Origin of the sequence: Anaerocolumna sp. AGMB13025, from assembly GCF_029689925.1 — a bacterium.
In the GTDB taxonomy this organism is placed as follows: domain Bacteria; phylum Bacillota; class Clostridia; order Lachnospirales; family Lachnospiraceae; genus Anaerocolumna.
This window is the reverse complement of record NZ_CP121445.1, coordinates 1761224-1778572: the sequence shown is the minus strand read 5'-3', so window position 1 is coordinate 1778572 and position 17349 is coordinate 1761224. Positions and strand designations below refer to the sequence as shown.

Sequence of the window (17349 nt, the reverse complement as noted above, 5' to 3'; positions counted from 1 at the left end):
CCTATACATTATAAGTTTTATAATAAAATATAAATTTTATTATCCTTTTATAGATCCCATCATAATTCCCTTAATAAAATACCTTTGGAAAATAGGATAAATAAATAATATGGGCAGTACAACTATGATTGAAACCGTCATTCTTATGGAAGTCGGTGTCTGTTGTGTTATTAACGACTGTACATTTACACTGCCGCTGGTATTCGTCTTAACCAGCTGTGCAAGGGAATTAGCCTGGTTAATGTATACATAGAGCAGATACTGCAAGGAGTAAAGCTTTTGGTTTGTTATATAGATCAAAGTATCTCCAAACGAATTCCATTGTCCTACGGCAGAAAAAATAGTAATTGTTGCAAGGATTGGTTTTGAAATTGGAAATATAATCCTGAAAAATACGGTTAATATTCCTGCTCCGTCAATTTCTGCCGCTTCCTGCAAAGAGGCAGGCGTTGATTCTATATAAGTCTTAACGAGAATGATATTAAATGGCTGTACAATTGCAGGAATAATATATACCCAGAAGCTATTTGTTAAATGAAGATTTTTCATAGTAAGATACATAGGTATCAAACCGGCGTTAAAATACATGGTTACTACCAGCATCCGATACCATAATTTTCTTTTCCACATATCCTCCTGGGAAAACAAGAACCCGAGAAAAGCGGAACTCATTACGGTACAGGCGGTTCCAATTATGGTCCTGCCAACTGAAATCAAAGCTGCCCTTGAGAGCCCTTCCAGCTTTAGGACCTGAATATAATTTTCAAAATGTATCTGCTTTGGCAGGAAGCGGATAAAGCCATTGGCACTTAAATCATTTGCGCTTATGGTATTGATGATAAGATAGTAAAACGGATAGGCGCATGCTATGGTAAACAAAGCAAAAAAAGTATAGTTAACTATGTTAAATGCAATATCCTGCCCAGTATTATTCTTTATTTTTTTAAGTTTTTTCATATGAAATCCCATCGCACTGCCACAAATAAAAGTGTGAAGAATCAATATGTGGCATTCCTTTCAGTTATTATATTTTTTAGATTCACACGATACACCCATTATATAATTGACTGTCCCCGGGTTTTTTTGGATACAAAATTGATAAAAACCAGCAGTGTGACGCTAACGATACTTTTCATCATGCTAATAGCGGTAGCCAGTGATAAACTGCTTCCAGACATACCAATGTTATAGACATACAGATCCAATACCTGTATATGTTCTTTGTTAAAGGCATTCTGAAATACATAATATTGATCCATACCATTATTAATAAAATTCGCCACACTTAACATCAGCAATACAAAAAAGGTAGGCATTAATTCAGGAATCGTTATATATCTCATTAATTTAAAACGGTTTGCACCATCGACCTTGGCTGCCTCATATAATTCCTGATCGATACCTGCAATGGCTGCCAGGTACATAATTGCTCCCCAGCCAAGTCCTTTCCAGGTTCCCCAGAGCCACATGGCTAAATAGGTGTGCGTATCACTATCCAGGAAATTAATTACACCCTTCGTAATTCCCCACTCCTGTAAAAGTGTATTTACTAAGCCCGTATTGGAGAATAAATTAAAAGCAATCGAATAAACAAGAACCCAGCTGATAAAATTGGGTATGGTAGTTAAGGTCTGTACAAGTTTCTTAAAGGGAGTGCACTTGATTTCATTAAGAAATACGGCAAATAAAACCGGAAAAAATGATGTTGCTATACCAATGGTACTCATTGCGAAGGTATTCTGCATTACTTGCCCCAGCTGTTTTAGCTGCATTTGATTTGCAAACAAAAGCTTAAACCATTTAAGACCTACAAAATCAGTTTGAAATAACTTCAAAGGTGCCTTATAATCATAAAAAGCATAAATCCAACCATGTAATGGAAAGTAGGAAAATGCAAATACTAATACGAGAAAAGGAAGAGTTAATAAAAATAATTGCTTCCCGCGTTTTGAATGTCCATTTTTGACGTTTTTTGATGCTGACACTGACATCTAGTTCTTTCCTCCTCTCATAAACACCGCTATCAGATACAAAGCCTGGTCTGACGAGTTTGATGTCTATGTTTTTGATTTACGTAGATTTTATCATTCTGCCGGGATTCCATCTACCCTAAATATCCTAGCATTTCACTTTAAAAATACATACTTAATTCTGAAATCCTCTAAAATTTAAAGAAATTAGGTAGAATTTTTTAGGTGGAAATAGAAAAGCATAACTGTTATTATTAATTACTAACAATAAATAGTCTATGATATTCTATATTGTATACACAATGCATATAAGCATCTTGTTATTTTACAAAATAGTACACTTAATATATAATTGTTCTAAGAGGGCACTTTCCTTGACAGAACTATAACAGCTACGATACTTCTACTACAAGAAAGGCAGATGTGAATCAGTTATGTATACAGTTTTAATTGCTGATGACGAAGCTATCATCAGAAGAGGTTTAAAAAAAATCTTAGATTGGGAGACCCTGGGGTTTAAAATAATCGGTGAAGCCTCCAATGGAGTCGAAACTCTCTCTTATATAAATAAAAATAATCCGGACATTGTATTAATCGATATTAAAATGCCCGGAATGGATGGATTAGAGGTTTTAAGCAGAGCACGTTCCAATAAGTACAAAGGAAAAGTTATCATCTTAAGCGGATATTCCGATTTTAAGTATGCTCAGGAAGCAATCCGGTACGATGTAAAATATTATCTGACAAAACCAATTGATGTGAATGAACTAAAAACTGCTTTATCCTCCCTGCTAGAACAAATTAAGGAGGAATCAAGCCATCGTTTAACGGTGAATCATTATAAAGAAAAAGCAGAAAATACTATTTTATTGGATCTGCTCCAGGGTACCGCTGATTTAACAAGTATTAATTTTGATGATTTGCATATGACCTCTACTATTTACCAGGTTTTAATCTATGAAAAATACAGCCGCAATATTGCAGATATCACTTATCATTTCTCCGAACTATTAAAAGTGACGAATCAGGATAACAGTTCCTTTCATAGTGTGAATGCCGGAAATAATGAAGTAATTATACTTAAAGGCGAATTTGCAATTCAAAAATTCAATGAATTCCTAAACCGTTTTGAACGGGAATTGAAACCACAAAAAGGCTCTCCTCTGGATTCTTTGTTTATCGCTTATGGACGTACCGTAACATCACCTAAGGATATCCATATCTCCTATAAAGACTCCTCCGCTTTGTTACAACGCCGCTTTTTCTGTGAGGTTGACCAGCATACCATCGGATATAAACAGCTGCCGGTAAATAATAGTAATGCCTATTATATGACCCATGACCTGCTATTAGATTACTGTTCCAGGCTGGTTGCTTATATTCAGTCCTTCAATCGCAAAGCGGTTGCCGATACCCTCCATAATCTGGAGATTAAATTGTACAATTCAGAAGACAGCATTCATAATATTAAATTATTTTTAACTGATTTATTTATAGAAATCAAAGATAAATTAAATAATCTGTACTCTACAAAAAAGTTGACCATACCAACCAATACACAGATTATTGATTTTATTCAGACCAAAAATTATCTTTATGAAATTTTTTTATTCTTTACCGAGCAGTTTGAAGTAGTTATGAACTTAATAGGTAATTTTTCCCGCGATAGTGTTATTGATGATATTCTTTATTATATACAGCACAATTATATGGATAATATAAGATTAGAAAATATAGCTTCTCTTTTTGGATATAACAGCTCCTATCTGGGCAAAATATTTAGCTTGAAGCTTGGCGAGAGTTTCAATTCCTATATAGACAAGGTAAGAATAGAAAATTCAAAAGAATTATTAAAACAAAAGTCCTTAAAAATATATGAAATTGCAGAAAAAGTCGGTTACCAAAATACAGACTATTTTTATATGAAGTTTAAAAAGAATACCGGCATAACCCCAGCAGAATACCGAAGAAAGAATGTTACCCCTAACGATTCTTGTAAAGACCTTTAGGTTACACCTTCATACAGGAGCAAATATGATTCTACCCAAGAAACCCCATGCTGTATTACGCATTAAAGTCAGAAAACAGATGTACTTTATTTTAATTCCATTAATTGTCATACCGGTTTCCTTTATCGGAATTGCCTTAACTTCCTATTTTGTAAGAGCTTTATACGAACAAACCAGTTCCCAGCTGGCTTCTGACAATATTCGTGTAAAGTCTATTATCGTTGATTGCGTTATTAATCTTTTTAATGTGTCCTCCGACCTGCTGGATGATAAATCCCTTCATAAAATATTAACAACCTCTTATACCAGCTCCGAAGATGCTTTGGCTGCAATCTCTGACTATGACCGCTTTCAGGATTATATGGATACCACCACTTCCATGACCTCAGTAACGGTATATACCACAAACCCTACTCTTCCGGACGGTAAATATATTAAAACCGCAACTCCTGAAATTATAGAAAAATTATTCTCCAAGGTATCTGTCCCCTCCGGCAGTTCCTGGGGTTATAATTTTTTTGACCGGACGATTGGTAATACTTCCTCGGAATTATTATTGGTTCGTTCTATTCCCTTGGTAAAAACTCAGTATTCTGCTATTTTAGTTATTACAGTCAGCAATAATTTTTTAAAAAATAAAATCCAGAATAATTCGTTATACACGGCTATATCCCTGAATAAGGAGCCTATATTTTTCAGCACTACACGCTCCATGCAGGGAAAAGACCAATCCGTTTCAATTGATTATGATTCAAGGTATTTCCTTACTAAAGGTCTGATTCAGTATAAAGATAAAACCGTATTCGGTTATATCTCTTCCCTGCCCGTATACCAGTCAAAGGATATCCTTTATGCTACGACCATTGATTTTGGTGCTATTGGTAAGTTTATTAATATTGTTATTATGTGTGCGGCCATAACACTGCTCTCTATTATAATTCCATTAATGGGCATTGTTTTTTACACTAATTTTTTCAGTTCCCGCATAATAGCCTTAAGGCAGGCTATGAAAAATGCCAGCAGGGGAGACTTTCATATGATTGATTCTCTTCGGGGAGATGATGAATTGTCGGAAACTTTTACAGATTTACAGCATATGGTGTTGGATTTAAAAGATAAAGAAGCAAAAATGTACGAAGCTCAGTTACTTGAAAAAGAAATGCTCAATCAACAGCAGCAAATGGAATTTAAAATTTTGGCAAGTCAGATAAACCCTCACTTTATATACAATACTTTAGAAACAATCCGCATGCTGGCTATTGAAGAAAATAACCAGAATGTATCCAGTGCCATCCAGCTGTTAGGCAAATCCCTACGCTATGTACTGGAAAATGCCGAAACCTTTTCTACTACTCTGGACAAGGAGTTAGATTACATCAATGTTTATTTACAGATTCAAAAACTTAGATTTGAAGATCGAATTGATTATACAATTGAGATACCAGAACAGTTTTCACCCACCGAATATCAGATACTTCCCCTGCTATTACAGCCCATCGTTGAAAATGCAGTATTGCACGGCCTTGACGATATATCCAAAAATGGTGCTGTTATCGTAAGGCTTAGTACCGATAACAACACCAGATTAATCATTGACATTATAGATAACGGCAATGGAATGCCGCCAGAGGTAATTATGGCCTTTCACTCTGACAACACACTGGATAAATCTGCTTCTGACCGAACAAGTATTGGTTTAAATAATATTAAAAGACGTATCCGCTTATTCTATGGAGATAATTACTCCATACATATTATTAGCTCCAACAGGGAAGGAACACATATTCAATTGGTTCTTCCTTTGATACCTATTTAGGTTCGAATCCATTCAGAAAAAAGGTTCAATGCCCTGCCCAGAACGGTTTTCCTCCGCCATATGTATTTCAATTCACGGATAATTTCTTTCGTACTTTATACAGCAGTTACCGTTTTGTTTTACTTATATTTTGGAGTATGATTAATCTTTCTATAGGCATATTCGTTAGCATATTGGTTAGCATCCAAAGTTTGTTCTGTTGGTACACCGACCGACTTCCTTATTAATTTGTGTTAAAGAGAGGACTTTTGAATATTTGCTTAAATAGTATTCTTTGTCCTCTGCTATTATATTTTGAATATTTATGAATCTATCTATTTCTTTGTAATTATTATAAAAGCCAAAACTTACCCTTACCATACCAGGAAATAATGCATCGTCTTCCTCATACTTTTGTAATGTATCATTCTCACTAAGCCCCAGCAATCTTTCACAGTATGGGTGAGTACAGAAAAATCCATTTCTTACCGCAATTCCGGCTTCGCCGGAAAGTATGAGGGGCAGAATATCGTGGTGAATCCCTAAAAGATTAAAAGGAATCACACTTATGGTATCTCCTTTGAATGGATCGCTGTAAAATTTGATATCAGGTATATTCTTCATATGGCTTATCGCATAATCGTATAACGCCTTTTCAAGCTTGTAGATCGTATCCATACCTACCGATTGAAGGGTTTTTATAGCCGCAGTCAAAGCAACTACCCCCATGATGTTGGGCGTACCCGCTTCTTCCTTCCCTGCCGGTTCATCCCATTGAACACGCCCTGGGGTTACAAGCCTGATAGCACCACCACCTTGAAGAAATGGATTCGTCTCCATAAAATCGTCTTTGGGTCCGATCAGGACACCGGAACCGAAAGGGGCATACATCTTATGAGAAGAAAAAGCAAGATAATCAATATGCTCTACTGTGTCAAAGGCCTTCATATCAACAGTGGTATGGGGTACTAACTGAGCACCATCCACTAATATCTTGGCATCGTATTTATGGGCAAGCGCAGCTATTTTATGAATTGGGTTCAGATATCCCGTTACATTGGAAGCACCAGTTACACTCACCAGTTTGACACTCCCCCGATACCTTATTAGTTTATCCTCCAAGTCCTCAATAGATAATCTGCCCTGCTTGTCAATTTCTACATAATCAACCTTAAACTTATCTCTCCACGGAAGATCATTGGCAGCGTGTTCCATACTGGTAGATAGAATTACTTTCTGGTGGTATTTTTGCTGGCTTAAGATGAAGGAAAGCATATTGATAGACTCAGTAGTGTTTTTTGTAAATATAACGATATCTTTTTCTTTATCAGAATTAACAAAGCTTTGGACGACTTCTCTTCCTTGTTCATAAATATCCGACGATACCTTTGATTTATACCCTGCTCCTCTGTGTACGGAGGAATACCATGGTGCAAATTGGTTTATCTCCTTAAGGACCGAATATAATATCGGCGTGGTGGCAGCATTATCAAAATTGATGGCAGTTACTTCTTTACCGTCTGATAAGGGAACTTTTTGTTCGGCACCTATAATTAGATTACGCAAGTTATTATTTGTTGGATCATATCTCATATATTGCTCCCTTAGTATCATACAATATAATGTATGTATCCGGGGAAGCAAAGGTTAAGCATAAATCGATAGAATCACCAGAAACTACTATAAACTTTACGAACTCTTTCGACATTATTTTTTATATTATTGAGTACTGGACAGCCGCACTCATCCATAACTGAGGGTACCATTGCATAATATTCCAAATGCCGACTCCGTACAGATTAAACTCCGGTACCAGTTTCAAAAACACCTCATAGCTTCTGGCATCCCAGAAACGTACCAGGTATTCATCTCCTGAATAATAATAAAATGAGATGGAATTGGTTAAAGGGTCATAGGTAATCTGTGCATTATATTGTGCCGCCAGCTCAAGAGCAGCCTTATAACTAATGGCCCTGCCCTGGGAGGAACCGGGAATAAAAGGTAATTGATAGATATAGCCCTGCATGGGAAGACCAAAAGAAACCATGTCAGAAGGCACCATTTGGGTAAAATCTGAAATAATCCTTTGGTAATTTTCGGTACAAAGCGTCCCAAGTGACAACCGATCGGAATATCCGAATTCATACACAATCAGAGTAATTCCTGAGAGACCGCAGGTCATAAACTTGTAATCAAAACCCATAATTGGATTTTCAAAAGTATCCATGACCTTATAGCCTGCCGAAGTAATCCTATCAAGCATCTTTGCAGCATGTCTGCGATACTGGTCACGGTATCTGGGGTGGATATAAGGTGTATGAAAACTTACCCCGCTGTACCCCTTGGTATCCAATATATGAAGTATTTGATCGATAAACCTGTCTTCTATTGTGATATCCGATATAATAGAATCAACCACCTCCATAGCATCTTCGTTGCTATTATTTGGGGCGGCAGGAATAATCATCATGATAGGTTCCGTACCATATGCTTTTGCAAGTTTAATTATGTCTTCATCCTCTAAGTTATTTAAATCACCTGAAGCAGATACGGTATAACTGTATACCGTGAGATAAGTCAGATAGGGTAAGGTCATTTGCAGGGTTTTTGTATCAATAAAGGGATATGCATAACCATTGGTAGCAATTGTATGTTCTTTTTCCCCCCGAAAGCTGATAACTATTTCATCACCGGCATAGATAGACTGTCTATCCGATAATTCCGGATTATACCGAAGCAGCTCTATTACAGTCGTACCAAAGGCATCTGCAATCTGAGCTAAAGTATCACCTTCTTTTACGGTATAAGTGATTTCTGGTATCAGTATAATAAGAGCTTCTCCTATTACAAGGGTGTCCTCTTCCGTGAAGTTATTATATATTTTTAATTTTTCAGCAGATACACCATAATAGTCTGCAATAGAGAGAATGGTCTCTCCAGGTTCTACCACATGAATAATCATTACTGCCCTCGAACGGTTTTGTTTCATTATATGTGGTTTATTGACAAAGGTTTCTTATTTGGTAAATAGTATAAGGTGAATTCAAATTGACCTCATTTATGTTTGGAAAGTATCCTTGAAACTACTTATAAAGAAATATAAACAATTATGTAATATTGTGTTATAATTTAGTGTATAAAACAAACGAAGGAAGGCAGTAGACTATGGAAAGAAAAAATGTTTGGAATAAGTATGACGAAAAAGAATTGCACCAGTTAGAGGATCTCAATAGAGATTACCTAAACTACTTAAATAGCGGAAAAACGGAACGTGAGTGCGTGAAAATCAGTGCAGAATTAGCAAAAAAGGCTGGTTATAAAAATCTCGACGACATAATCAAAAATAAAACCCCGTTAAAAACCGGAGATAAAGTATATGCAATAAATATGAACAAAGCAATTGTTTTATTCTTAATTGGTGAAACTCCAATGGAAGAAGGAATGAATATTTTAGGAGCACATATTGATTCCCCAAGGCTTGATATTAAGCAAAATCCTTTGTATGAAAATTCTGAGCTGGCTTATCTTGATACTCATTATTATGGGGGAATTAAAAAATACCAATGGGCAACTATTCCACTGGCCATTCATGGAGTGATTGCGAAAAAAGACGGCAGCGTTATAGATATCGTAATCGGAGAAGATGAAAATGATCCAGTTGTGTTTATTTCTGATCTTCTGGTACATTTAGCTGGGGAACAACTCACCAAGAAAGCCAGTAAAGTTATCGAAGGCGAAGATTTAGATATCATCATTGGTAACAAGCCTCTACAGGGAGAAGAAAAAGACGCAGTCAAGAAGCAGATATTAAAACGAATCAAAGATACATATAATATAGAGGAAGAAGATTTTATTTCGGCAGAATTAGAAGTTATTCCGGCAGGAAAAGCTAGAGAAGCTGGGCTTGATCGAAGTATGATTATGGCCTATGGTCATGATGACAGGGTATGTGCCTTCACCTCTTTAGCAGCAATGCTTGAACTGAATCATGCAAAAAGAACCGCTTGTACACTTTTAGTCGATAAAGAAGAAATCGGAAGCGTCGGGGCAACAGGAATACACTCTAGATTTTTTGAAAATACGGTTGCCGAACTGTTAAATTCCCTGGGTATCTATTCAGAACTTACCTTAAGACGGACACTTGCAAATTCAAAAATGCTGTCCTCCGATGTCAGCGCGGCTTTTGATCCCACCTACCCGACTGCATTTGAAAAAAACAACACTGCTTTCTTAGCCAAAGGAATGGTCTTTAATAAATATACCGGTTCCGGTGGAAAGTTCGGTTCCAATGATGCGAATGCAGAATATATAGCCCAGTTAAGAAAGATTTTGGATGATAACAAAATTTCGTATCAGACAGCAGAACTTGGTAAAGTTGATGTTGGCGGCGGCGGTACCATAGCTTATATTTTATCTCACTATGGAATGGAAATCATCGATTGCGGTGTAGCCGTTTTAAATATGCATGCCCCCTGGGAAGTAGTGAGCAAAGCCGATGTATATGAAACAAAAAAAGGTTACACAGTATTTTTGACTTCAACATTTTAAACCTATGATAGGATACCCTTCTAAGTAAATTACGACCACTTATAACTCGTTCATACAGACCAAAACAGGGAATAGTTTTTGAGTATATACACACTGCTTTTCTAGAGATTCTGACAAATATACCGGACTCTCTTTAAGTAGTATATACTCACACTATTCCCTTGAGGCCAATTTTATATTAATATCTACATTTTGGCATCCACTTTTAGATATCCACTTTTTGTTGTCTACTTTTTTATTTCTGTGTTTTGATTTCTACCTTTTGATATCTACGTTTTTAAGTCTGCCTAACTTTTCAACCAAATACCACTAATTTCAATAAATACTTATTTTCGTAGAATGATTACTTTTCATACTCATGAGCCCCATAGAATTTTAATGCTTCACCGATAAAGAGAGCTGCACCCTCCCCATATTTTTTGTCCGTTCCATTTTGAAATGCAGCGTTTGACAAATAAAGTTCTGCCATATACCCCCAATAATTATTTCCAACTTCTATTTTTAGTTTCTCATGCTGTTTTGCAGTTTCTTTTACTATTTCTTTCACAATATCCTGAATTGCTTTCGTAGAAGGATCTATATTTAATTGATCAGTAAGGTTTTTATAAAGAGTATTTATCTTTGGCTGAGTATCTCCTAGATTCGCTTTGAGTGCTTCCCCGATAAATTTAGAAGCACCTTTACCATATTTTTGGTCAATTGCCTCCATCCACTCAGGAAGAATCAGATAGATTTGCACCATGGAATACCAATAATTATTATCCTCATCCAATTTAAAAATCTCATAATCTCTTTTGGCTATATTTTTAATTTCCTCCGCAATTTGTTGAATTTCCTCCGACAATGGATCTTTTCTTATGTCAGATACCAGTTTCTGATATAATTCGCTTAATTTAGAATGCTGATCCTCTAAAACGTCCTTTTTAAACTTGTCGTATTCTTCAGCAATGGTAAATATTTGGCTTCCAAAATTTTTCTTCATGGCGTCCACAAAATTTTCAATGCTGCCATACTGCTTTATCGCCATTTTAGCAATTTCATCTTCTTTCGCTTTACATTTTTCAATCAATTCATCATATTTCTCCATTCCACCATAGCTTTTGATTATTTTATCCTTATATTCCTTTTTGAAATCTTCCAAAGCTTTAAAATATTCGGTCATGTCAAATTCTTCAAAACTCATATTGTTTTCTCCTATTAATGTTTTATTAATCAGTTCAATCATATTATTAATTCTATCGCATTTTAGCATCAGCAGTTTCCTTTGATCTTCCAGAGCTTTGGTTTTATCATAGTTCGAACTATACATGATTTTTTTCACTTCTTTTAGCGGTATATCAAGCTCTTTATAAAACATAATTTGCTGCAAAATTATTAAGGCTTCCTCATCATAAAGCCTATAACCTGAGTCTGTAATTTCACTCGGTTTTAATAATCCTATTTCATCATAATAATGCAGCATGCGTACGCTTATTCCTGTTAAATCTGAAACTTGTTTTACAGTTCTCATATCGCCCCTCCTCTAGATTCGAGTATTAAACGGATAAAATTAGCCGGCTATAAAATTTTATTTGTTATTTAACTCTGTAATTATCTTACACTATGACACAATGTCAGAGTCAATCACTTTTTTACAATTTTACAATTTTACAATTTGAATTCATAGTAATTTTGCAATTTCAGCAAGAAAAATCCGATAGTAAATTTTCATGATTTACACCCATTGCATATCCCAGGCTGGCCTGGGATACTACCACAAATAAGAATGTGTGAAAGATGCTCAGTGTGGCAACCTTTCTCATAATAAATTTCTTTCACACTTAGCATCTCCCGCTTCACTTTCGAAATCAATGCCTTTTATGAATTGATACACTCCGAAACCCTCCGGGAAATTCCCACACTATTTGGCACAATCTTGGCATACAAAATACCTCGTCAATACTTATCATATCGACGAGGTACTTGTAAGTAAGAAGGGAAAGCCAGGAAAGTATTCCAACTTTTTAAGGCAGTAAGTACTACTGTAAATCCATTTTTAAGATTTTCTTTTCTCAAGGAGATTAAATAGAATTAAACAAATTCCAGCAACAGAACAAATGAAAATAAAATTATCAATTGAACTTATGAATTATTATCAAGTGAACTCATGATTGTTATCAAGTGAATTCACGAATTTGTAAAATTTTAGCTCTATAACTGATTCTCGAGATTTGTTAAAAAACGTTCCAAGGCCTCACCAATATCAATATCCATGCGCTCTGCCAGGACAATCAGCCACCATATACATTCGCTAAGCTTATGCTCTAATTCTGCTTCTGAATTGCCGCCTTTTGGCCAACGTCCCTGCTGGGACATCGTTAATCGTCCTACCAGGCCGGAGTCTGTCAGAAATGCTAATGCATCTTCCTCAACCGACCACTTTTGACCATGATATTCCTCTTCTAATTTATGATAACTTTCTCTTATGGCAACGGAGCGTTCTATTATCTTGCTAAAATTCATGTCTTTCATATTTATACCTATTGCATATCACAAGTTTGCTTGCGATTGTGGCATCCTTCCAGTTTTTAATTTTTCTTTCAACCTTATTAAATTTCCCGTTTCCGTTATCTTTTTAAGATCAGCAGCAATTATTTTAACTATAACATTTGCTTAGCTGATGTAACCGTAATCTCTAATACTCGGCTTAAGAATTCGAATTTCTTTTTCATCATATTAAATTCTGCGCCAGAACTTATAAATCTTGCGGTTCCTTCTATAACAAAACCGGTTCCCTGATAATTATCATATCCTTTTACATTTTTACTTCCTAACGCCATTTTTATCTTATTATTAACCTTTATATTTTTCTCCGTTGTGTGCATTATTCCAGCTGGAATTAGAATTCTTTCGTCTTCGGTAACCACTAAATAGGAATTCCACTCATTTACAATATGAGGTTCTTCATTACCCCATGTTACAATTGTTACGATACCCTCGTTTTCTAATACTTCATGAAATTTATCTGACAGCATATGTTTCCTCCTTGATGTAGAAATAATTTATTTCAGTGCAAATTATTGGTTTGCTGCTGACTTATAATAGCATATATAATACGACAACATTATGTCATATTATAGATACTATTTGCCTGTGAACATATCCCTGCTGATTGTAGACCTTTATCTGTTACCATTCTTGCCCTTTTCAAGCAAAATATCCTCTGGTAGACGTAACAACTTATTGTTTTAATCAATATATCATTTCATCCAGGCATTATCATGAAAAGGCTGTTGCAATAACCAGGGTATTGATTATGGGCATAGAAAAAGGACTATATTTTGAAAAATTTTGCTCCTAGACCTGCGCAGAGGCTACATTCTCTTCCTTACAGCCATTGGCACATACATTCCACAAATTTTAATCAAAGTATAATCCTTATTTTCTCAGGAACGACAATCTCAATAAATAACTACAACCTCAATAAATGCATTCTTAAATGCATATCTATTCAGCCATATTATGTCATTCTATTTATGGTAGAAATTAATAATAGCCTTTCCAATAAATACAGAGGAACCACTCCCGAATTGTTCATCATTTGCCCTTATCAAATCATTATTCTCCATATATTCCTTTGCCAGTTCCAGAAGTAATGGTTTAACATCCTTCATCTGATACAGTTGTTTTGATACAAAATCATATTCTCCAATCAGCTTTTTAATCTCAAAGGAGTTAATATCTTCCTTTTGCAGCAAAGAAAGTTTCTTATAAATTCCACTGATTCTGTTTTGATAAGATTCCATTATTTCTGATGAATTTGGATTATTTACGGTTTCCATTGCTGCTTCTTTGCTTCCATACCACTCTATTACTTTTTTATAGTTTCCTTGTGCATGTTCACTTCCGGCATTAGCCACGAACTCCTCCTTGTATTTTTCTATATCACCATACTTATCTGCTATTACCTTTACCTGCTCCTCACCCATATTACTCATCATTGCAGCAAACATATCCTCAATCTCATCTCTGCTAAACTCTTGAAAACTCATTGAATTATCTCCTTTCAAAATATCATCAATCAGTCCTATCAGACCATCTAATCTGCTTCTTTTTATTAGAAGCAGTTTTTTCTGATCCATAAGTGTTTTATTTTTATCAAAGTTTGGATTTAACATGATGGCCTTTATATCTTTTAAGCACATATCAAATTCTTTGAAAAACAACTGCTGAAGCGTTTCTAATGCTTTATCGTCATAAAGCCGATACCCTGCTTCACTTAAATCAGTTGGTTTTAATAAACCTATTTCATCATAATAATGAAGCGTGCGCACGCTGATACCTGTTATTTTAGATACTTCTGTTACAGTTTTCATTTTCAATACCTCCTTTGATACACTTAATTTACACCATCACGTAACGTGAGTGTCAATAGCCTAGAACTCACTTTGAACTCACTTTGTAATCATTATACATTTATTACTCCAATACTTGCTAATTTTTCTCCAAATTCCCTTGCTTGTTCCCTGACATTAAATTTTTCTAATAACACATTTGGATCAGCATTACAAGACGGGATTATGAATGAATACAACCTGGTTTTAAACTCCAACGCAAAATCCTTAATATATTCCTCCAAGAATAACAGCCCATTGCTATTCTCAGCTCCTGCCGTTGCTAGCATAACAAAAGCTTTGTTTTCAAACTTAGGATTGGCAGAATGACCGTTCTTAATTTTAATATGACTATACATACGGTCCATAAAGCCCTTCATCTGAGCAGGAACCGTACCAAAAAATAACGGCATTGCAAACACAATAACATGATAATTTGTCATTCCGTAAACTGCTTTTGAAATATCATCGTTAATGAAACAACGATATTCCTCTGATTTTTGGCATCTTCTACAACCGATACAACCATTACCGACATTCTTCATTGATGCTAGATTTATCAAATCAACCGTAGCTCCTTTTGATATCGCACCTTCCTGCACCCATTGAACTCCAATGGAAGTATTTCCATTTCTTCGAGGGCTCCCATTTATAAACAATATTTTATTTGACATATAAACACCCATTGCATAACACTCTGTAAGCAGATGTGTTACTGCCACACATAAAAAGGTTGAAAGAATCCATAAGTGGCATCCTCTCATTCATAATATTTTCTTTCAACCTATCCTCTCCCTGAAATTTCCCTTTATTTTGCTTATCCATTCAAACTCCAGCTTTTTTTAAATAATTTTTTTATTTATTTTTTTATTTATTTTATGCTCTCTAGTCATAAATATAAAAAGATTCCCCCAAGACCTTAATAAGCCTTGGAGGCATCATATCTTGTTATAGGCTAATACTCAATAGAAATATCTCCCACGTAAACTGCTTTCCCGGAAATACTAACATTTATTAATGAGTTCTTTTTTTGGGCATATACCCTTACTATTCCCTTACGCCCTATTTCAGTTCCCTGCTCTATTTGTAATTCAGTCTGGTTGGAAGGCTCGATATAGGTCATATAGTAAGCACCCATCACTCCAGAAGCTGTACCCGTAACCGGATCTTCTACGGTTCCTGAACGGAAAGCGGAAAAATGTCTTCCATGCATTGTACACGTTTTTTCAAAGGTTTCTAAACATATCGGATGGATGGAAGCCGTTGGAATTTGGGTTAAAATTTCTTTAAATCTTTTATTATCCGGCTTCATACGTAAAAAGGCATCCAGGTTTCTAACCGGAAGAATTAAAGTCCAGATTCCAGTGCTACCATAAACAACCGGAAACCTTAAATCAAGGTCTCCCCTTAATAGTCCGATTGCCTCTGTCAAATGGTCTAAATCCCCTTGAAATTCGATAAATTGTGCTGGTGCTTGAGCCATCTTAATCTCTTGATGTTCCTGGTCAAAATGTATATTAAGAATGCCAGCCAAGGTCTCTATGCTCAAATCCTGTGAGGAGGTAATACCATTTCTTTTCATCAGCCCATAAATTGAAGCTACGGTACCATGCCCACATAAATTCATCTCATGCCCCGGTGTAAAAAAACGTATACGTAAGTCTGCTTTATCGGATTTTAATAAAAATGCAGTCTCGTTAAAACCTACATTTTTAGCTATGCTCTGCATCTGTTCTTCTGACAGATTATCAGAATCAAACACAACCCCCGCAGGATTTCCTTTACCTGGAATATCTGAAAAGGCTTCATAGTGAGCAACCTTTATTGTATTTCCTTTATCAATCATTTTATTAGGTTCAGTCAAACTTTTCCCTCCTTTTTCTCAATTATACAAAAAAAGCATCAGCCATACAATCCTATGAAGAAATAATATTTAAAAATCCCCGGTCAGCTGAGCATATCAAGCTGAACGGGGATTAAGTTTACTTGTTTACAAAGGCAATAGGCAATATACAATAAGGATTAATTTATTCCTATGCTCGACTAATAATCTTTATAAACCGATAAGCCATGCTTTATGCAATAAGCGTATAATTTACCCCCAGCTGTTACAGGGAATCTGCAAGTTGGACTTTGCTCGGGGTACAAGCGGTTTAGTAATACTCTGTCGCTTTTTACATATGCCACAAAAGATAGATAATGATCTTTGGTCATTGGATGATCAAAGGTGACAAAGTAATCCATATCGATTTCTTCCACTGTAATCTTAGGTAACGTTGCTGCTTTCGTGGGCAGAATCCGTTCTAAATGTCTTCCGCAGCAGAAGATAGAAGCACTTCCTGTGCTAACTAGTATATTGCCACAGGAGGGGCAGACATAAAAACGTATTTTATCAATATTACCGCTGTCGGGTTTATTGGATGTAATTTCACCCTCCATCATCTGTTTCATATCAACACCTAAAATGGCAGACAGATCGGGCCATAGCGAAAGATCGGGACACCCTAGACCACATTCCCATTTTGAAACGGTCTTGCTTTGTATTCCTAGTGCATCCGCTATATTTTTTTGTGTAAGGTCTTTTTCCTTCCGTAGTTTCGCAATTAATTTGCCTATCTTCACACAATCCATGACTTCACCTCCGTTACTGATTA

General features: G+C 35.7%; 14 protein-coding genes. 3 read left to right on the top strand and 11 right to left on the bottom strand.

The window, feature by feature from the left end; all coding sequences use genetic code 11:
* Positions 1–39: 39 nt before the first annotated feature.
* Positions 40–957, bottom strand: coding sequence for a carbohydrate ABC transporter permease (locus QA584_RS07275; protein ID WP_278273850.1), 918 nt, complete (start codon positions 955–957; stop codon positions 40–42).
* A 98-nt stretch (positions 958–1055) separates the two neighbouring features.
* On the bottom strand, positions 1056–1991 hold the full coding sequence (locus QA584_RS07270; RefSeq protein WP_278273849.1) for an ABC transporter permease: 936 nt from the start codon (positions 1989–1991) through the stop codon (positions 1056–1058).
* 413 nt (positions 1992–2404) lie between these two features.
* On the opposite strand from QA584_RS07270, the gene QA584_RS07265 reads away from it, so the two are divergent.
* Together QA584_RS07265 and QA584_RS07260 are read left to right on the top strand one after the other, a co-directional pair.
* A complete protein-coding gene (locus QA584_RS07265; protein ID WP_278273848.1) occupies positions 2405–3979 on the top strand; it encodes a response regulator transcription factor in 1575 nt (524 codons plus the stop codon).
* A 25-nt stretch (positions 3980–4004) separates the two neighbouring features.
* The gene (locus QA584_RS07260; RefSeq protein ID WP_278273847.1) at positions 4005–5795 is read left to right on the top strand and encodes a sensor histidine kinase; all 1791 of its coding nucleotides are present in this window, start codon (positions 4005–4007) and stop codon (positions 5793–5795) included.
* A 177-nt stretch (positions 5796–5972) separates the two neighbouring features.
* Here the strand turns inward: QA584_RS07260 and QA584_RS07255 are convergent, their stop codons facing one another.
* Together QA584_RS07255 and QA584_RS07250 are read right to left on the bottom strand one after the other, a co-directional pair.
* On the bottom strand, positions 5973–7367 hold the full coding sequence (locus QA584_RS07255; protein WP_278273846.1) for an aminotransferase class V-fold PLP-dependent enzyme: 1395 nt from the start codon (positions 7365–7367) through the stop codon (positions 5973–5975).
* A 121-nt stretch (positions 7368–7488) separates the two neighbouring features.
* Positions 7489–8736, bottom strand: a complete 1248-nt coding sequence (locus QA584_RS07250) for a LysM peptidoglycan-binding domain-containing protein (RefSeq protein ID WP_278273845.1) — start codon at positions 8734–8736, stop codon at positions 7489–7491.
* Positions 8737–8939: 203 nt separating this feature from the next.
* Here QA584_RS07250 and QA584_RS07245 point away from each other — a divergent pair, with 203 nt between their 5' ends.
* Positions 8940–10322: an aminopeptidase gene (locus tag QA584_RS07245; protein WP_278273844.1), complete on the top strand. Its 1383-nt coding sequence runs from the start codon at positions 8940–8942 to the stop codon at positions 10320–10322.
* Positions 10323–10665: 343 nt separating this feature from the next.
* Here QA584_RS07245 and QA584_RS07240 read toward each other — a convergent pair whose 3' ends face one another.
* The 7 genes from QA584_RS07240 to QA584_RS07210 form a co-directional block, all read right to left on the bottom strand.
* Positions 10666–11832 carry a MerR family transcriptional regulator gene (locus QA584_RS07240; protein ID WP_278273843.1) on the bottom strand — a complete coding sequence of 389 codons (1167 nt, stop codon included), beginning with the start codon at positions 11830–11832 and terminating at the stop codon, positions 10666–10668.
* Between the two features lie 680 nt (positions 11833–12512).
* On the bottom strand, positions 12513–12833 hold the full coding sequence (locus tag QA584_RS07235) for a MazG-like protein (RefSeq protein WP_278273842.1): 321 nt from the start codon (positions 12831–12833) through the stop codon (positions 12513–12515).
* 128 nt (positions 12834–12961) lie between these two features.
* Positions 12962–13336 (bottom strand): pyridoxamine 5'-phosphate oxidase family protein, encoded by a 375-nt coding sequence (locus QA584_RS07230; protein ID WP_278273841.1) that lies wholly within the window; start codon positions 13334–13336, stop codon positions 12962–12964.
* Between the two features lie 495 nt (positions 13337–13831).
* The gene (locus tag QA584_RS07225) at positions 13832–14677 is read right to left on the bottom strand and encodes a MerR family transcriptional regulator (RefSeq protein WP_278273840.1); all 846 of its coding nucleotides are present in this window, start codon (positions 14675–14677) and stop codon (positions 13832–13834) included.
* A gap of 92 nt (positions 14678–14769) precedes the next feature.
* Entirely contained in the window at positions 14770–15369 is a 600-nt protein-coding gene (locus tag QA584_RS07220; RefSeq protein WP_278273839.1) for a flavodoxin family protein, read from the bottom strand.
* A gap of 281 nt (positions 15370–15650) precedes the next feature.
* The gene (locus QA584_RS07215) at positions 15651–16559 is read right to left on the bottom strand and encodes a PhzF family phenazine biosynthesis protein (RefSeq protein ID WP_278273838.1); all 909 of its coding nucleotides are present in this window, start codon (positions 16557–16559) and stop codon (positions 15651–15653) included.
* Positions 16560–16738: 179 nt separating this feature from the next.
* A complete protein-coding gene (locus tag QA584_RS07210; protein ID WP_278273837.1) occupies positions 16739–17326 on the bottom strand; it encodes a helix-turn-helix domain-containing protein in 588 nt (195 codons plus the stop codon).
* Positions 17327–17349: the final 23 nt, after the last annotated feature.

Coding starts and splice junctions, on each gene's coding strand:
- QA584_RS07275 (WP_278273850.1), bottom strand. CDS start 957: ATGAAAAAACTTAAAAAAATAAAGAATAATACTGGGCAGGATATTGCA.
- QA584_RS07270 (WP_278273849.1), bottom strand. CDS start 1,991: ATGTCAGTGTCAGCATCAAAAAACGTCAAAAATGGACATTCAAAACGC.
- QA584_RS07265 (WP_278273848.1), top strand. CDS start 2,405: ATGTATACAGTTTTAATTGCTGATGACGAAGCTATCATCAGAAGAGGT.
- QA584_RS07260 (WP_278273847.1), top strand. CDS start 4,005: ATGATTCTACCCAAGAAACCCCATGCTGTATTACGCATTAAAGTCAGA.
- QA584_RS07255 (WP_278273846.1), bottom strand. CDS start 7,367: ATGAGATATGATCCAACAAATAATAACTTGCGTAATCTAATTATAGGT.
- QA584_RS07250 (WP_278273845.1), bottom strand. CDS start 8,736: ATGATTATTCATGTGGTAGAACCTGGAGAGACCATTCTCTCTATTGCA.
- QA584_RS07245 (WP_278273844.1), top strand. CDS start 8,940: ATGGAAAGAAAAAATGTTTGGAATAAGTATGACGAAAAAGAATTGCAC.
- QA584_RS07240 (WP_278273843.1), bottom strand. CDS start 11,832: ATGAGAACTGTAAAACAAGTTTCAGATTTAACAGGAATAAGCGTACGC.
- QA584_RS07235 (WP_278273842.1), bottom strand. CDS start 12,833: ATGAAAGACATGAATTTTAGCAAGATAATAGAACGCTCCGTTGCCATA.
- QA584_RS07230 (WP_278273841.1), bottom strand. CDS start 13,336: ATGCTGTCAGATAAATTTCATGAAGTATTAGAAAACGAGGGTATCGTA.
- QA584_RS07225 (WP_278273840.1), bottom strand. CDS start 14,677: ATGAAAACTGTAACAGAAGTATCTAAAATAACAGGTATCAGCGTGCGC.
- QA584_RS07220 (WP_278273839.1), bottom strand. CDS start 15,369: ATGTCAAATAAAATATTGTTTATAAATGGGAGCCCTCGAAGAAATGGA.
- QA584_RS07210 (WP_278273837.1), bottom strand. CDS start 17,326: ATGGATTGTGTGAAGATAGGCAAATTAATTGCGAAACTACGGAAGGAA.